General features: G+C 69.8%; 15 protein-coding genes and 1 riboswitch. Of the genes, 6 read left to right on the top strand and 9 right to left on the bottom strand.

The annotated features are described in order from the left end of the window. Nucleotides 1-3: 3 nt before the first annotated feature. The 4 genes from OHB21_RS31685 to OHB21_RS31670 are packed head-to-tail and all read right to left on the bottom strand — an operon-like array spanning nt 4 to nt 3,653. Nucleotides 4-621, bottom strand: coding sequence for an AAA family ATPase (locus OHB21_RS31685; RefSeq protein ID WP_067510971.1), 618 nt, complete (start codon nt 619-621; stop codon nt 4-6). Continuing rightward, nucleotides 618-1,373, bottom strand: a complete 756-nt coding sequence (locus OHB21_RS31680; RefSeq protein WP_195124408.1) for a polysaccharide deacetylase family protein — start codon at nt 1,371-1,373, stop codon at nt 618-620. Before OHB21_RS31680 ends, OHB21_RS31685 begins: the two co-directional genes overlap by 4 nt. Then, nucleotides 1,360-2,334 (bottom strand): glycosyltransferase family 2 protein, encoded by a 975-nt coding sequence (locus OHB21_RS31675; protein WP_195124407.1) that lies wholly within the window; start codon nt 2,332-2,334, stop codon nt 1,360-1,362. Before OHB21_RS31675 ends, OHB21_RS31680 begins: the two co-directional genes overlap by 14 nt. A 29-nt stretch (nt 2,335-2,363) precedes the next feature. After that, on the bottom strand, nt 2,364-3,653 hold the full coding sequence (locus OHB21_RS31670) for a nucleotide sugar dehydrogenase (RefSeq protein WP_067510995.1): 1,290 nt from the start codon (nt 3,651-3,653) through the stop codon (nt 2,364-2,366). A 131-nt stretch (nt 3,654-3,784) separates the two neighbouring features. Between OHB21_RS31670 and OHB21_RS31665 the strand changes: the two genes are divergently transcribed. Beyond that, nucleotides 3,785-4,207 carry an NUDIX hydrolase gene (locus OHB21_RS31665; protein WP_195124406.1) on the top strand — a complete coding sequence of 141 codons (423 nt, stop codon included), beginning with the start codon at nt 3,785-3,787 and terminating at the stop codon, nt 4,205-4,207. A gap of 103 nt (nt 4,208-4,310) precedes the next feature. On the opposite strand, the gene OHB21_RS31660 is transcribed toward OHB21_RS31665, so the two are convergent. From OHB21_RS31660 to OHB21_RS31650, 3 genes are all read right to left on the bottom strand, one after another. Beyond that, nucleotides 4,311-4,511, bottom strand: coding sequence for a hypothetical protein (locus OHB21_RS31660; RefSeq protein ID WP_195124405.1), 201 nt, complete (start codon nt 4,509-4,511; stop codon nt 4,311-4,313). After that, the gene (locus tag OHB21_RS31655; protein ID WP_195124404.1) at nt 4,501-5,325 is read right to left on the bottom strand and encodes a hypothetical protein; all 825 of its coding nucleotides are present in this window, start codon (nt 5,323-5,325) and stop codon (nt 4,501-4,503) included. The genes OHB21_RS31660 and OHB21_RS31655 overlap by 11 nt, the downstream gene beginning before the upstream one ends. 526 nt (nt 5,326-5,851) lie before the next feature. Beyond that, nucleotides 5,852-6,832, bottom strand: a complete 981-nt coding sequence (locus OHB21_RS31650) for an AraC family transcriptional regulator (protein ID WP_067510976.1) — start codon at nt 6,830-6,832, stop codon at nt 5,852-5,854. Nucleotides 6,833-6,975: 143 nt separating this feature from the next. Here OHB21_RS31650 and OHB21_RS31645 point away from each other — a divergent pair, with 143 nt between their 5' ends. Beyond that, nucleotides 6,976-7,494 (top strand): DUF1772 domain-containing protein, encoded by a 519-nt coding sequence (locus tag OHB21_RS31645; protein WP_084537849.1) that lies wholly within the window; start codon nt 6,976-6,978, stop codon nt 7,492-7,494. A 180-nt stretch (nt 7,495-7,674) separates the two neighbouring features. Here the strand turns inward: OHB21_RS31645 and OHB21_RS31640 are convergent, their stop codons facing one another. Then, nucleotides 7,675-9,411, bottom strand: a complete 1,737-nt coding sequence (locus OHB21_RS31640) for an ABC transporter ATP-binding protein (RefSeq protein ID WP_067510977.1) — start codon at nt 9,409-9,411, stop codon at nt 7,675-7,677. Beyond that, the gene (locus OHB21_RS31635) at nt 9,408-11,225 is read right to left on the bottom strand and encodes an ABC transporter ATP-binding protein (RefSeq protein ID WP_324191887.1); all 1,818 of its coding nucleotides are present in this window, start codon (nt 11,223-11,225) and stop codon (nt 9,408-9,410) included. Before OHB21_RS31635 ends, OHB21_RS31640 begins: the two co-directional genes overlap by 4 nt. 186 nt (nt 11,226-11,411) lie before the next feature. Then, nucleotides 11,412-11,508, top strand: a riboswitch (TPP riboswitch). Here OHB21_RS31635 and OHB21_RS31630 point away from each other — a divergent pair. The 4 genes from OHB21_RS31630 to OHB21_RS31615 all read left to right on the top strand — a co-directional run bounded on the left by OHB21_RS31630 (nt 11,502) and on the right by OHB21_RS31615 (nt 14,817). Then, the gene (locus OHB21_RS31630; protein ID WP_195124402.1) at nt 11,502-12,206 is read left to right on the top strand and encodes a TenA family protein; all 705 of its coding nucleotides are present in this window, start codon (nt 11,502-11,504) and stop codon (nt 12,204-12,206) included. It overlaps the preceding riboswitch by 7 nt. Continuing rightward, nucleotides 12,203-13,225, top strand: a complete 1,023-nt coding sequence (locus tag OHB21_RS31625) for an ABC transporter substrate-binding protein (RefSeq protein ID WP_067510979.1) — start codon at nt 12,203-12,205, stop codon at nt 13,223-13,225. The genes OHB21_RS31630 and OHB21_RS31625 overlap by 4 nt, the downstream gene beginning before the upstream one ends. After that, entirely contained in the window at nt 13,203-14,021 is an 819-nt protein-coding gene (locus OHB21_RS31620; RefSeq protein WP_067510980.1) for an ABC transporter permease, read from the top strand. The genes OHB21_RS31625 and OHB21_RS31620 overlap by 23 nt, the downstream gene beginning before the upstream one ends. Continuing rightward, nucleotides 14,014-14,817 carry an ABC transporter ATP-binding protein gene (locus tag OHB21_RS31615; protein WP_067510981.1) on the top strand — a complete coding sequence of 268 codons (804 nt, stop codon included), beginning with the start codon at nt 14,014-14,016 and terminating at the stop codon, nt 14,815-14,817. Before OHB21_RS31620 ends, OHB21_RS31615 begins: the two co-directional genes overlap by 8 nt. Nucleotides 14,818-14,921: the final 104 nt, after the last annotated feature.

Genomic DNA, 14,921 nt, shown 5'->3' with positions numbered 1-14,921 from the left:
CGGTCAGAGGACATCACGGACGCACTCGCATGCGTGGGCGACGACCTCGGCCAAGGGCTGGTTGGAGTTCACGACCAGGACGCGGGCATCGCAGGCGGTGAGGACCTGGCGGTAGGAGTCGATGAGCGTCGACAGGAACTCGTGTGTACGTAGTCGGGTATCGATGGTGCGCGCGAGCCGGTGGTGGCGTTCGACGGCCGCCTGAGCCGAGACGGCGAAGAACACCACGACCGGCGGGATGGTCCGCTCACACACCGCGGCCGGTGCCTGCCCGGCAGTGTCGGGGTCGCCGGGCAGGCCGAAGGCGGTGTGCAGGGCGATCCGGTAGGCGGCGATCGACAGGTAGCAGCGGTCGAAAATCACTGTCGGGCTGCCGGATTCGTCGGCCTGCTTCCACCGGCGGTCGTCCAGGTCCCGATACATTGCGACCCGGTGATGCTGGTCGTCAGCCGAATCCGACAGCTGCGCGATGCGCACGCGCTCGGTCGGAGTCAGCATCTCGTGGTAGTCGGGTACGACCCTGACCTCGGGGTGCTGGCGGGCCAGTTCGGTGGCGGCGGTGGATTTCCCGGCGAACGGAATGCCTTCGAAGGCGATCACGCGCGGTGCGGTGTCGGTCATGATGTGCTCGCTTCCTCGGTGATGCGCTGGGCCAGGGTGATCGGGGTGTCGTCCGAGGTGAGCAGGAACCGGGGCCGCAACAGCTGCCCGGTGTCGATGCCCGGGTCGGTGGTGGTCAGGTGCGGGTAGAGGCCGAACCGCTGGTTCAGCGCGAGGGTGGCCGGGTTGTGGCAGCCGTAGGGCAACACGAACTCCCGGCACGCCCCGGTCAGTGCGTCGAGGTGTTCTTTGGCTTCCACCAGCTGGAACAGCACCTCGTTCTCGGTGGCCGGGTCGTGCTGTCCGGCGCCGGGCCGGTCGGTGTATCGGCCGCCGATCGGTGTCGCCAGCAGCGCCCCGTGCGGGTCGTAACTGGCCAGACGGGTATGGGAGAACCCATGTGCGGCGATTCGCACACCGCGGGCGGTGGCCGCTCGCAAGTCGGTGGTGGTGCCGTGGCCGGTGCGTCCGATCGAGGCGACCGGGACGGCCGCGACGACTTCGGCGAACTCGGTGACGTCCAGGGCGGGGAGCACCAGGTCGAACAGCGACCGGTGGTTGTCGTCGAAATACAGCCGGACCCGCCTGGTCAGGGCGAGGTCACGGCACCATGCCGCGATCGCGTGCAACCGGTCGATGGTGGTGTCGAACCGGCTCCACAACCCGTCGGAGTCGGTGGCGATGTCGTGGAAGACGAGGTTGACCAGGGCGCCGGTGTGGGCGAGCCGGTCGGCCAGTGCGGTGGCGGTGTGGTGGTCGTCAGTCGAGGTCATGGGCGAGGAACTCCGTGAAGAACCGGCGGTGCGCTGTGGCCAGGTGGGTGTCGCGGTCGCGCTGGTTGTGGTGGGCCGGGTTGTGTTCGACGTGCACCGCGGCGACGGTGATCTGGGGGATCACCGGGACGCCGGAGGCGGTCAGCCGGGCGGCGAGACTGGTTTCGGTGAACCCGTAGCGGGCGAAGGCTTCGTCGAAGCCGCCGACGGCAAGCGCAGGGCCCACCGGGACAGCGAAGCAGCCACCGAGCACCATGTTCGGCAGCAGCCACGGACCTACCGCGCCGTGCCAGCTGCGGAAGTAGTTGGTGGCGGGGACCAGGTTGAAGCGGTGCCCGACATACATCCAGTCGCTGGGATCGGCGATCCACGACGGCTGAAACCGGCAGGAGAACCGCCAGTCCGCGGTGATCGACGCCGCCGAGATCGCCCGCGCGGGTGCGAACTTCTCGGCGCCGGCCCGGTAGGTCGACATCAGCGAAGCCACGATCGGCCCCGGTCGCGTGGTCGGTGGCTGCCACAGCCGACAGGTTTCGATGACCAGGTCGGGGTGGACCAGAACATCGGAGTCGACGAACAGCGCCAGGTCGAACTCGCGGCTGGCCCGCAAACCGGTGTTGCGTGCGGCGGCTCGGCCCTGGTTGTGGGGCAACCGGATCACCCGCACCAGCCCCGGCGCGGCGTCGGCGGGGAACGGGTGGGTCCTCGATCCGTCGTCGACCACGACGATCTGGGCGGCCGGTGCGCCGAGGCCGATCCCAGCGCGGTAGGCGGCGACGGCCGCGGCGAGCCGGTGCACGCACTCGATCGCCAGCGGACCGGTCTCGTAGTACGGGACCACGCACGACACCCGCAGCGGAGGCGCCGGCCAGTGCGGCGTTCGTGGATCGAACCCGTAGTCGTTGTCGTGGGCCAGGATCGCCGACCGCAACGTGCGCCGCCGACCCAACCGGCTGTTCATCCCCGAGTTCACCTCAGATCACCTGCTGCTCAGAGGAATTCGACATTCGAGCTGCGGGGCAGGATGGCGCAGGCGTCGAAGACGTAATCGGCGGCGGCCAGCGCTGCGGTGTCGAGTTGGTCGTGGCCGACGAGCACCGCCACCGCGGACACTGCCGCGATCAGTTCCGGTGTCACTACCCGCAGGACCTCGGCGGCGGACTCGGCGACCGGGTCGTAGACGAGCACCTGAGCCCCGCAGCCGCGCAGGTGCGCGATCACCGCGGCGGCCGCCGAGCCCCGCACGTCACCGATGTTGGGTTTGTAGCTGATCCCCGCCGCCAGCACGACCGCCTGCCCGGCGCCGATGCCGCGCTGTGCGAGGCCGGTGAGGATCCGTTCGGCCACCCACACCGGTGCAGCGTCGTTGACCGACAACGCCGTCTCGATCAGGTCCGCCGCCGCGCCGCCGGTTTCGCCGATCCGCCAGGCCAGGTAGCGGGGTGCGACCGGGATGCAATGTCCGCCCGCACCGACGCCCGGGGTGAACGGCATGTACCCGTAGGGTTTGCTGCCCGCCAACTCGATCGCGGACCACACATCGGCGCCGAGGTCGCGCCCGTGGTGGGCGATCTCGTTGACCAGGGAGACGTTGACCAGCCGGAAGGTGTTCTCGATGAGTTTGGCCAGTTCCGCTGTTCGCATGTCCGGGGCCAGGACGACGGTGTCGACGATGGTTTCCCAGAACACGGCGACCGCCGCGAGCGACGCCGTGTCCGAGCCGGAGACGATCTTGGGGATCGTGACCATCGCATCGATCCCGTCGCCGGGGTTGATCCGTTCCGGCGTGTACCCGACATGCAGGTTCACCCCGGCCCGCAGGCCCGAGGACTCCAGGGCCGGGATCACGATCTCGTCGGTGGCGCCCGGCCACGTCGTGGATTCCACGATCACCAGGCATCCGGGGCGCGCGTGCGAGGCGACGGTCTTGGCCGCGGCCTCGAGGCTCCGCAGGTCCGGTCGGCCCGCGGCAAGAGGTGTCGAGACGCTGATGACCGCGACCTCGAACCCGTCCAGCGCGGCGGCGTCGGTGGTCGCGGCGAACCGGCCGGTCGCCAGCGCCGTGGCCAGCCGGTCGCGGGGCACGTCGCCGAGATCTTCGCCGCCGCTGGTGATCCGGTCGATCCGCAGAGGGTCGGTGTCGTAGCCGAGGACCTTGTGGCCGGCTTCGGTTGCCAGGACCGACACCACCAACCCGATGTGTCCTTGACCGATCACCGCGACCCGACGCCCCACCCCCGATCGCGCTGGTGCCGGTCCCTGCTGAGTCGGTGGAGTCATCATGGTTGACCTCGAATCCCTTGCCGGACAACGTCGTAACTCCAAGAATCGACGCCCGGCACGGCGCCCGGAAGGTAGCAACCCGTAGCACGACGACCCGGAACCAGTCGTCTGGCCGGTACCGTGAGGACATGGCTTCCCCGCCCCGCACGGACGTGCATTCCGACCGCACCGTCTACGAAGCGTCCCCCTGGCTGCGGGTGAGCCTGCACGACATCACCACCCCCGACGGTGTGGCGCGCACCCATCACGCCGTCCGGCTCAACACCGTGGCCTGCACCGTGGTCGTCGACGACCACGGCCGGGCACTGCTGCTACACCGGCACCGGTGGATCGTCGGCGCACTCGGGTTCGAAGCCCCGGGCGGCATCGTCGAACCGGGTGAAGCGCCGGAGGTGTGCGCCCGCCGGGAACTGCTGGAAGAGACCGGGTTCGACGTCGGCTCCCTCGAATTGGTGGCTGTTCTCGAGCCGATGCCGGGTCTGGTGCAAACCCCCCCATCACATCTTCATCGGCCGCGCGCCGCGCCAAGTCGCCGCCCCGAGCGACGGTGAGGAAGCCGCCGACCTGGTGTGGGTGCCGTTGACCGAAACTTGCGAGCTGCTCGCGGCGGGCCAGCTGCTGGGCACCGCGACCGCTGTCGGGATGCTCGCCGCGCTACCGGCTGCCGCTCAGCTCCCGCACGCGCCGCGCGAGCAGGTCGTGACGGTAACGCAGACGCCGTGACCCCACCTCGGTAATGGCCCGCGACGCTGCCGTCAGCCGCGCCGTCGCCTGGTCCAGATCGCCGGTGCGCGCGGCGTACTCGGCCAAGTCGAGCACCTGCCCGGCGCGGGCCCGCACGAACTCAGCAGGCAACCCCGCCAGCGCCTGCTCGGCGATCGGGCCGGCCCGCACGGTCACCGAGCCGCACCAGCAGATGCCCGTTCCACCGCTGAAGATGGATCTCGTTGAGGGCGAGGAACGGCAGCGCAACCTCGTCGCCCTGTCGGGCGTGGGCGAGCACTGTTTCCGCCTCGGACATCGCCTCACGCACGGTCGAGGCTTCACCAGGACACCACGTGGCGACCTGCGCGCGGGTCGCCGCGAGCCAGGCCCGCAACAGCATCGGCAGGCCAGGCAGGGATTCCGCGCGCCGGACCTGGGCCAACGCCCGGCGGGCATGCCCGGTTTCCGACAGCATCACCGCGTGCTCGCCGAGCGCGTGCGCCAGCAGCGTCGAATCCCCCGACCGTGACGCGGCCTGCCTGGCCAGCCCGAAATGCCGGTTCGCTGCGGCGTGGTCGCCGACATCGAGGTCTTCCCAGGCCGCCAGCGCCGCAGTGTCAGCTTGCACCAGCGCGACGGTGCGCCGATCGGCACCCGATCGGCTCTCCCACATCGCCTCCAGCGCCGCCACGTGACCAGCGGTCTGTGCCCGCACGAACGGCGCGCCGAGGCGCCGGTCCAGCAACCGCAGGCTGTTGGTGTGGTGAGCCAGGACCCCGAACAGCGAATCGTCGCGGAGCTCATCCTGCTCATCCATCGGCCCAGCCGGGTTCGTGGGCGAGAGTTCCAGGACGCTGCACAACAGCCGGGTATGGACCGGGTCGGGCGCGGTGTGCCCGTTCTCCCACCGCGACAACGCCACGCGTAGCGACGCCGGGCTCATCAGCGTGACGTGCTCGAGCACAGCCCGGCTCCGCAGGGCAGCCAAGAGCTGGGATTGAGACCATCCGCGAGCGTGGCGAGCTGAGCGGATGAGGTGTCCGTCCATCCGCGGTCATCCTGTCGAGCGAGCAGCGGCGCGGGCGCCGAATCCGGCACGGGGCAACGAATCTCAGAGTCTCACATCGGCCCGCAGGCCGCACCAATCACGGGAACAACGGCGATCACCGGCGCGCCGACCAGTGGTTTCGGTTAGAATCTGCCGCTTCGGTCATACGTGGGATGTAGCCGACGTACTCTCTACCCAGCGGGCCGTCCACCACGGGTGGGTACCAACCGAGCTTGAACCGAACAGCCATCGTGTGCGCTCCTCGTCCCGAAACAATGCCGTGCCGACGGTCTGTCATCACCAGAAACCGGGCAAGCAACGATTGAGAGTTGTTGCCTGGCAGCCGAAATCGAATGGACGGCATTGTCGCGCGGCGGCGGTGCTCGTGGTCGTCCTGGGGTGTTGCCGGTGTCAAGAGTTGATACCGAATCTGCCCGCGGATTCAGGTAATTGCCGCGTATACCGGCAACTCGGGGGAGCGGCGGATCGCGCCCGGGGCGACGCCGAGGGTGCGTTTGAAGGCGCGGCTGAAGGCGGCTTCGGATTCGTAGCCGAGGCGGCCGGCCAGTTGGGTGACGGCGACGTCTTCGTGGCGGAGCAGGTCCAGTGCCACTTGCATGCGCCAGCGCGTGACGTACCGCATGACCGGTTCGCCGACCAGTTCGGTGAACCGCGCCGCGAACGCCGAGCGCGACATGGCGGTCTCGCGGGCCAGGGACGCCACCGACCACGGGCGGGCGGGGTCGCGGTGCACGAGGGCGAGGGCGTGCCCGATGCGGGGGTCACGCAGCGCGGCCAGCCAGCCGGAGCGGTCGCCCTCGCGGGCGATCCACGCGCGGATGGCCTGGATGACGAGAATGTCCGACAGCCGGGTGATCACCGCTTCGCCGCCGGGGCGCAGGTGCCTGCCCTCGGCGGCGATGAGCCGCAGCGTGCTGTACATCCACTCCGATTCCGGGGTCGGGGAGTCCGGCGCGCCGTCCACCACGATGGTGCGGGGCAGCGCCGCCACCAGGTCGCGCGCGGCCGGATGGCCGAAACGCACTGTGCCGCAGACGATACCGGTGGGTGCGCCACCGCCGCCGTGGCGCAGGATCGCATAGCGGTCGCTGGCGTAGTCGTAGGGCAGCTGTTCCACTGGTGCGGCGGGTGATCCCGGTTCGCTGAGCAAAAGGTGTCCCTCGCCGTGGGGGACGAGGGCGAAGTCGCCGGGCTGCAACTGGCGGGGCTCGTGGCCGTCGACGTCGAGCCAGCATCGCCCGGTGTTCACGACGTGAAACCACATCGACCCCGGCTCCGGAGACAAACGCAGTCCCCACGGCGCGGTCAGCTCGGACCGGCAGTAGAAGGTGCCCGACATGCGCAGGAAATGCAGGGCCTCGCCCAGGGGGTCGGAAGTGGTCCAGGGATCGTCGCCGCGCATGGGCTCAGTCTGCTCGCGTGGTGCTCGATCGTCCAGACGCGGTGGACGAACAAGCATGGATCAGCGATGAACGAACATTGGTTGTTCGCCCTTCGTGGCGGAAAGTGGATGTAGGAAGCCGATCCGAACGAGAGGGAAGTCCGATGACCAGCCAGCAAGTCCACACTCCGGTACGTGCCGCGACCGGCGGGGGAGCCGGGTTCGGGCTCGGTGCCGCGCTGGTGGTCATGGCGCTCGTGGCGGGCCTGAACTTCACGTTCTCGGCCGCGGTGATGCCCAACCTGTCCGGCGTGGACGACGAGACGTTCGTCCTGATCACGCAGCGGTTCAACGAGAACCCGGTGTTCCCCCTGTTCTTCACCGCCGCCCTCGTGCTCACGGCCGTAGCCGCCGCGCTGGTGGCGTGGCGGGCGCCGGGACCCGCGCTGTACTGGACGGTCGCCGCGCTCCTGCTCTACATGGTGGTGCTGGCGATCACCGGCGGGCTGCATCTTCCGCTCAACGAGGCGATCGATCGCGCGGAGCCCACCGACCTCGCGCGAGCCCGGGACGATTTCGAAACCCCGTGGGTGATCGGCAATTTCGTGCGGACAGTGTTCTGCGTCGCCGCGCTGGCCGCGCTCGCCCGAGCGCTCCGGCTCTGCGGCCGAGCCGGACGATGAGCACGGATCGGCGATCGGCCGACAGGTAGGGCGAGCGCGGTCCGGAATGCGTTGAGCGCCGGTGTTTCCCGGGAGTGCGGGCCGAGCGACGCTCGGCCCGCACCCCAATGCGACGAATTCCCGTGGGCGACAAGCGCATCAGCGCTCGAAGCCCTGGGGGACTCGCCGGGATAACCGATCTCAGCCGCGGGCGGCGGTGAGCCTCCATCCGGCCGCGCGGGTGCGCTCGGACCAGAACGCCGCGTAGCGCCCGCCGGCTTCGAGGAGTTCGTCGTGGGTACCGCGTTCCACGATGCCGCCCTCGTCGAGGAAGAGGATCTGGTCGGCGTGGCGGATGGTGGGGAGGCGGTGGGCGACCACGAGGACGGTTCTGCCCTGGGTGAGTTCGCGGATGCCGCGCACGACGGCGGCCTCGTTCTGCGGGTCCAGGGCGCTGGTCGCCTCGTCCAGGAGCACGACGGGCGCGTTCTTGAGCAGGGCCCGCGCGATCGAGATGCGCTGGCGCTCACCGCCCGACAGCGCGGTGCCGCCCTCGCCGACCCGGGTGTCCCAGCCGTCGGGGAGCCGCGCGGCGATCTCGTCCACCCGCGCGGTGCGGGCGGCCTCGAGCACCTCCTCGTCGGTGGCGTCGGGCCGTCCCACGCGGATGTTGTCCAGCACGGTCTGGTCGAACAGGTACACGTCCTGGAAGACCAGCGAGACCTGGTTCAGCAGCGTTTCCGAGGTCAGGTCGCGCACGTCGCGGTCGCCGAGCAGGATGCGCCCCGCGTTCGTGTCGTAGAACCGCGCGGCCAGACGCAACACGGTGGTCTTGCCCGCTCCGCTGGGCCCGACGATCGCCGTGGTGGTGCCGGCGGGCGCCTCGAACGAGACCCCTTGCAGCACCGGCTCTTCCGGCCGGTAGCCGAACTTGACGTCCTCGAATCGCACGCCGGCGTCGGCGGGTTCCGCGGGCTCGGCCGGCTCGGCGACGACCGGGGTGTCGAGGAACTTGTTGATCTTGTTCACCGCGACCATCGCGCGCCGGATGGCGGTCGACAGCTCGGCCGCCTGGTTCAGGGGCTCGACGAACCGGGAGCTCACGGCGATCAGCGCGATCGCGACCGGCACCGAGATATCGCCGGACGTCGACAGCGAGATCACCAGCCACACCAGCGGAATGAACGTCAACTGCACCACGAACGAGAAGATCACCAGGCCGGGCACCGACGCCCAGATGGAGCGCCGGGTGGCCTCGCCCTGTTCGCGCAGCGCCGTGCGCAGCTGCCGCGTGCCGGAGTCGTCGGCGCCGAACGCCCGCAACACCGGTTGCGCCTGGGCGAATTCGATGACCCGCGAATTGGCCTCGGCGGCGGCCTGGTGCTGGCCGACGGTGGCGTGCGCGTAGAGCGAGCCGCCCCACTTGTTCACGAAGTAGAGCACGGGCGCGCTGGCCACCATGGCCAGCGAGATCCGCCAGTCGATGAACAGCATGCCGACGGCGACCGTGGCGGGCACCAGCACGGCGGTGACCAGCGGCGTGAGCAGGTGCGCGAACACGCCCATCACCTCGCGGGTGCTGGAGGTGATCAGGCGCGAGGCCTGGCCCGAGGTGGACGGGCCGAACGCGCCCAGCGGCATGGCGCCCAGGTGGTCGCCGAGGCGCATCTGCAGGTGCCGCATCAGGGCGACGCCGATGCGCAGGCCGATCTGGGCTTGCAGGAAGCTGGCGGCGGCCACCACCAGGTAGGCCGCCACGATGCCGGCGAGCCACCAGCCCGCGCGGTCGAGCCGGTCGGCGAAGACGTCCTCGAGCAGCGGCGCGAGCAGCACGTAGGCGATGCCCTGCGCGACCGAGAGCACCACCAGTGCGGCGCCGTAGCGGGGGAGCAGGGGCCGGTGCTCTTCGGGCACCAGGCGGGTGATCTGGCGGATCATCGTGCGGCTCCCTCGATTTCGCCGAGGTCGCGGACCGCGGCCTCGTTCGCGTCCCACAGCCCGCGGTAGGTTCCGCCGGCCGCGAGCAGTTCGTCGTGCGTGCCCCGCTCGACCAGCTTGCCGTCCTCGAGGACCAGCAGTTCGTCGACACCGGTGATGGTGTGCAGGCGGTGCGCGATCACCAGCACGGTGCGCCGGGCCACCAGTTCGGCCAGGGCGTCCTGGATCGCCGCCTCCGATTCCGGATCGGCGAACGCGGTGGCCTCGTCCAGCACCAGGATCGGCGCGTCGGCCAGCAGTGCCCGCGCGATCGAGAGTCGTTGCGCCTCACCGCCGGACAGTCGCGCGTCGTCGCCGATCACCGAGTCGTAGCCGCGCGGGAGTTCCAGGATGCGGTCGTGGATCTGGGCCGCGCGGGCGACGCGTTCGATCTCCTCGGCGCTCGCGTCGGGCCGCGCCAGCGCCAGGTTCGCGCGCACCGTGTCGTGCAGCAGGCGCACGTCCTGGAACACGAACGACACGAGCCGGTACAGGTCCTCCTGCGGCATCGAACGGATGTCCTGGCCGTCGATGGTGATGCGGCCCCGCGTGACGTCGTGGAAGCGCGGCAGCAGCTTCGCCATCGTGGACTTGCCGGACCCGCTCGGCCCCACCAGCGCGGTGATGGTGCCCGGCCGCAGCGTCGCCGACACGCCCTTCAGCACGTCGTGGCCCTCGTGGTAGCCGAATTGCACGTCCTCGAACACGACCGTCCCCGGCTCCACGACCTGCGCGTCGACCGGGTCGATCTCCTCGAGTTCGGCGACCTGCATCTGCTCGTGGAGCCGCAGGCAGGCCGCGTCGGCCTGGCGCAGCGACTGCGCCGAGTAGCCGACCGTGAGCACCGTGGTGCCCAGGCCCAGGCCCAGCAGCAGGAACGGCAGCAGGTCCAGCGCGGACATGCCGCCCGAGACCAGCGGCAGGCCGACGGCCAGCACGACCACCATGAGGAACACCGGGTTGAGCAGCAGGCTCGCCGACGCCTCGATCCGCGTCATCGGCGTCGCCCACGCCTTGAAGTAGTCGGTGAAACCCTCGACCGCCTCGCGGTAGCGGGTGTGGGCGCGGCGGGCCTGACCGAACGCCCGCACCACCTGGATGCCGTCGACGAATTCGACCGTCGCCGATTCCGAGCGCTTCTCCCACTCGGTGTACTCGCGCATCTTCTCGTCGTAGTTGCGGCCCATCATCGCCCCGAGCGCCACGCCGTAGAGGGCCAGCGGCGCCAGCAGCGCGAGCGCGAGCCGCCAATCGACGAGGAACAGGTAGCCCAGGGTGAGCAGCGGCGTGACGATGGCCGCGGTGAACTCCATCTGCGCGTGGGCGACCAGGTAGTGGATCGCCTCCACGTCGTCCTGGAGGAGCTTCTTGACCTCACCCGAGGTGCGCGCGCCGAACCAGCCCAGCGGCACCCGGCGCAGCTTGTCGGCCAGCGACTGGCGCAGGTGCAGTTGGTTGTCGGCGTCGATGACGTGGGTCCACAGCAGCGCGCCGGAGTAGAGCATGCCGCGCAGGCCGAGCAGGATCAGCGCCACCAGCACCGGCTGCCACACGGCGGTGGTGTCGCCGTCGAGCAGCCGCCGGGCGGCCTCGACGATGAGGACGAAGGGCAGCACCGCGCACACCGCGGAGGCGAACACGATCGCGCTGGCGATCGCCAGGCGCCCGCGTACGGGGGCGAGGATCGCGGCGCGCGCCGCCTTCTCGGCTTGTTTGGCCTGTTTCGGGTCGGCGACCGTCTCGGGACGGTCGCCGGTCAGGCTGTCTTCGGGCACAGAGGAACCCCTACGCATCGTTTCGGGTGGGTAGTCATCGCGCAGTGTATCCAGTGCGCGCGGATGCAGGAAAGCCTTGCCTAATGCCTGGGAGCGGACTGTGACCAGCGGTACTTTCCGGGCCGTGTGCGGCGGCGGAGGGCCGGACGTAGGTCCCCTTCGTCCGGATCGGCACTGCTATGGTCGGCAGTGGACACGGGGTGCTTCGCGTCCGCGAGGCTGAGAACACACCCGCCGAACCTGTTCAGGTAATACTGACGAAGGGATGTCACGGCGTTGTACGCCTCTACGACGAACACCGGTCGGTTCACCGACCAGCTCTGGGACCGCACGAAGGACCTGCGGGTCGCCATCGAGGAACTCGAATTCCTGCGCCGCCTCGGCGACGGCACGCTGCCGCCCGAGGTGTTCCGCACCTACATCGAACAGGATTCGCTGTACCTGACCGCGTATTCGAAGGCGCTGGCGATCCTGGCCTCGAAATCGCCCGATCCGCGGACTGCCGCGTTCTGGGCGACCTCGTCGGCCACGGCGGCCGCCGTCGAATCCACGATGCACGACGAACTGCTCAACGGGGGAGCGCTGCCCCCGCGCGAGGGTGAGCCGGAGCATTCGCAGACCTGCCTGGCCTACGTGTCGTTTCTGATCGCGACCGCCGCGACCGAGTCGTACGCGGTGGCCGCGGCGGCGGCGCTGCCGTGCTTCTGGATCTACGCCGAGGTGGGCCGCGACCTGGCCGAGAGCGCCGCGAAGGTGATCGCCGCCGATCCGGACCACCCGTACGCGCGGTGGGTCACCACCTACGGCGCCGAGGAGTTCCAGAACTCCGCGGTCACCGCCCGCGCACTGGTCGACGAGGCCGCCGAGTCGGCGAGCGAGCGGGACCGGGACGCGATGGCGACGGCGTTCACGATCGCCACCCGCTACGAACTGATGTTCTGGGACACCGCCCTGCATCCGCAGCCCTGGCCCGCGTCATGACCGGTCGCCTGCGCCGCGCGCTCGCGGTCGTCGTCACCGGTGTCGCGCTGCTCTCGGCGCTCACCGCCTGCGGTTCGGGATCGGATTCCGGCGACACCATCCGCTTCGCGCTCGACTGGACGCCGAACACCAACCACTCGGGGCTCTACGTCGCCCTGCAGCGCGGCTACTTCGCCGAAGCGGGGCTGGACGTGCAGGTCCTGCCGTACAACAACACCTCGGTCGGCACCGTGATCGACGCCGGGAACGCGGAATTCGGTATCAGCACGCACAATTCGGCGACGTTCGCCCGCGCGGCGGGGGCGCGCACGAAGTCGGTGCTCGCCCCCTTGCAGCACTGGGCGACCGGGATCGGTGTGCGGGCCGACCGCGCCGACATCGCGAGCCCGAAGGACCTCGACGGCAAGACGTACGCGGGCTTCGGCGATCCGGGGGAGAAGGAAGCGCTGCAACAGGTCATCCGCAACGACGGCGGCACCGGCGATTTCACGTCGGTGACGCTGGGATCGTCGGCCTACGAGGCGGTCTACTCCGGCAAGGCCGACTTCACCGTCTCCTACCTGGCGTGGGAGGGCATCGAAGCCGAGCACCACGGCACGCCCATGAAGTACTTCCGCTACACGGATTTCGGCTTCCCCGACGCCTACGCCATCGTGATCGACGCCAACGAGGACTGGCTCGCGGCGAATCCGGAGCGCGCGCGGCAGTTCGTGCAAGCGTTGCAGCGCGGCTACCAGTTCGCCGCCGACAACCCCGACGCGGCGGCTCAGGATCTCATCGACGCCAATCCCGGTGCGTTCAACGACGAGAAGCTGGTCTTCGAGAGTCAGCGCATGCTGGCCGAGCAGTTCATGAAGGACGCCGACGGCCGGGTGGGCACCCAGACGCAGGCGCAGTGGGCGGCCAATTCCGGCTTCCTGTACCGGGGTGGTCTGCTGAACGGGCCCGACGGCTCACCGCTGACGGCGGAGCCCGACTGGTCGACCTATTTCACCAATGAGTACCTCGGCAACCCGTGACATCGCGGTAGGCGGTGCGGCGCGCTCGGGCGGAATCCGGTGGGCCGTCCCGTCCGTCGTGACGGTGGCCGTGCTGGTCGCCGTCTGGCAGATCTACGTTTCGGCCAGTGGAATTCGCCCGCAGGTGCTGCCCTCGCCGATGCGGGTGGCGCGGCAGGGGTGGGCGCATCGCGAGGAGATCGGCACCCACGCGGCCGCGACCTTGCAGGTGACGCTCCTCGGGTTCGCGGTGTCGCTGACGCTGGCGTGGGCGCTGGCGATCGTGGTGGATTTCTCGCCGTGGTTGCGGCGTGCGTTCGTGCCGCTGTTCGTGGCGTCGCAGACGCTGCCGATCGTGGCGATCGCGCCGCTGATGATCATCTGGTTCGGGTTCGGACTGCTGCCGAAGATCCTCGTGGTCTCGTTGGTGACCTTCTTCCCGATGGCGATCGGCCTCATCGAAGGGTTCGCCGCGGCCGACCGGGAGGCGGGGGCACTGCTGCGGAGCATGGGCGCCTCGCGCGCGCAGGTGTTCCGGTATGTGCGGCTGCCTTCGGCGGTGCCGCGGTTCTTCACGGCCCTGCGCATCGGCATCACCTACGCGGTGGTCGGTGCGGTGTTCGCCGAATACGTCGGTGCCAGTGCAGGTCTCGGCATCTACATGAGCCTGCAGAAGAACTCGTTCCGCACCGACCTGGTGCTGGCGGCGGTGCTGGTGACGGCGCTGCTGAGCATCGCGCTGTACCTGTCGACGTTCCTGATCGAACGGCTGGTCGCGCCGTGGGCGCTCGCGGAGAACAGGAGCGGTCGTGGTTGAGGACCGGCTCGTCGTGGACGGGCTTCGGAAATCGTTCCCCGGGCACGGGCGGCGCGCCCCGGATCTCGCGGTGCTGGGCGGGGTTTCGTTCACCGTGCGGTCGGGGGAGTTCGTGAGCGTCATCGGGCCCAGCGGGTGCGGGAAGAGCACCGTCTTCAACATGCTGGCCGGACTGGAAACCCCGGATTCGGGCGGCGTGCGCTTCCGCGCGGCCGAGGGCGAGGATCCGGCCTCGCATTGCGCCTATATGCCGCAGAAGGATCTGCTGTTCCCGTGGCGGACCATCCTCGACAACACCATCCTCGGGTTGCAGGTGCGGGGCGTGCCGAAATCGGAGGCCCGCCGCCGCGCCCTCGAACTGTTCCCGGTGTTCGGGCTGGCCGGGTTCGAGAACGCGCGACCGTCGCAGCTGTCGGGCGGGATGCGACAGCGGGCCGCGCTGTTGCGCACCGTGGTTCAGGAACGCGAAGTGCTGCTGCTGGACGAACCTTTCGGCGCGCTCGACTCCCTGACCCGCACCGAGATGCAGTCCTGGCTGCAAGAGGTGTGGCAGCGCTACCGATGGACGGTGCTGATGATCACCCACGACATCCGCGAGGCCGTGTACCTGTCCGATCGCGTGATCGTGCTCTCGGCCCGCCCCGCGACCGTGCGCCACGAGGTGCGCGTCGACCTGCCCCGGCCCCGCGACCTGTCCACGATCACCGCACCCGAATTCGCGGCGCTGGAACAGGAATTGCTGGAGATCCTGCACGAGGAATCGCGGCGGGCGTTCGCCGAACAGAAGACGGTGTGAGGGTGGGCCTTGCGGTGGGCCGCTCCACCGGGCGGCGGCGTCGGCGACCAGATCGCGCAGGGTGGCCCACGCCGGGGCGGCACGGTAGTCCTCGATACCGCCCC

It is taken from the genome of Nocardia puris (assembly GCF_036051655.1).
In the GTDB taxonomy this organism is placed as follows: domain Bacteria; phylum Actinomycetota; class Actinomycetes; order Mycobacteriales; family Mycobacteriaceae; genus Nocardia; species Nocardia puris.
This window is presented reverse-complemented; position numbering and strand designations above follow the sequence as displayed.

Bases quoted from the DNA above. Each gene is read 5' to 3' on its own strand.
- OHB21_RS31685 (WP_067510971.1), bottom strand. From the start codon at position 621: ATGACCGACACCGCACCGCGCGTGATCGCCTTCGAAGGCATTCCGTTC.
- OHB21_RS31680 (WP_195124408.1), bottom strand. From the start codon at position 1,373: ATGACCTCGACTGACGACCACCACACCGCCACCGCACTGGCCGACCGG.
- OHB21_RS31675 (WP_195124407.1), bottom strand. From the start codon at position 2,334: ATGAACAGCCGGTTGGGTCGGCGGCGCACGTTGCGGTCGGCGATCCTG.
- OHB21_RS31670 (WP_067510995.1), bottom strand. From the start codon at position 3,653: ATGACTCCACCGACTCAGCAGGGACCGGCACCAGCGCGATCGGGGGTG.
- OHB21_RS31665 (WP_195124406.1), top strand. From the start codon at position 3,785: ATGGCTTCCCCGCCCCGCACGGACGTGCATTCCGACCGCACCGTCTAC.
- OHB21_RS31650 (WP_067510976.1), bottom strand. From the start codon at position 6,832: ATGCGCGGCGACGATCCCTGGACCACTTCCGACCCCCTGGGCGAGGCC.
- OHB21_RS31645 (WP_084537849.1), top strand. From the start codon at position 6,976: ATGACCAGCCAGCAAGTCCACACTCCGGTACGTGCCGCGACCGGCGGG.
- OHB21_RS31640 (WP_067510977.1), bottom strand. From the start codon at position 9,411: ATGATCCGCCAGATCACCCGCCTGGTGCCCGAAGAGCACCGGCCCCTG.
- OHB21_RS31625 (WP_067510979.1), top strand. From the start codon at position 12,203: ATGACCGGTCGCCTGCGCCGCGCGCTCGCGGTCGTCGTCACCGGTGTC.
- OHB21_RS31620 (WP_067510980.1), top strand. From the start codon at position 13,203: ATGAGTACCTCGGCAACCCGTGACATCGCGGTAGGCGGTGCGGCGCGC.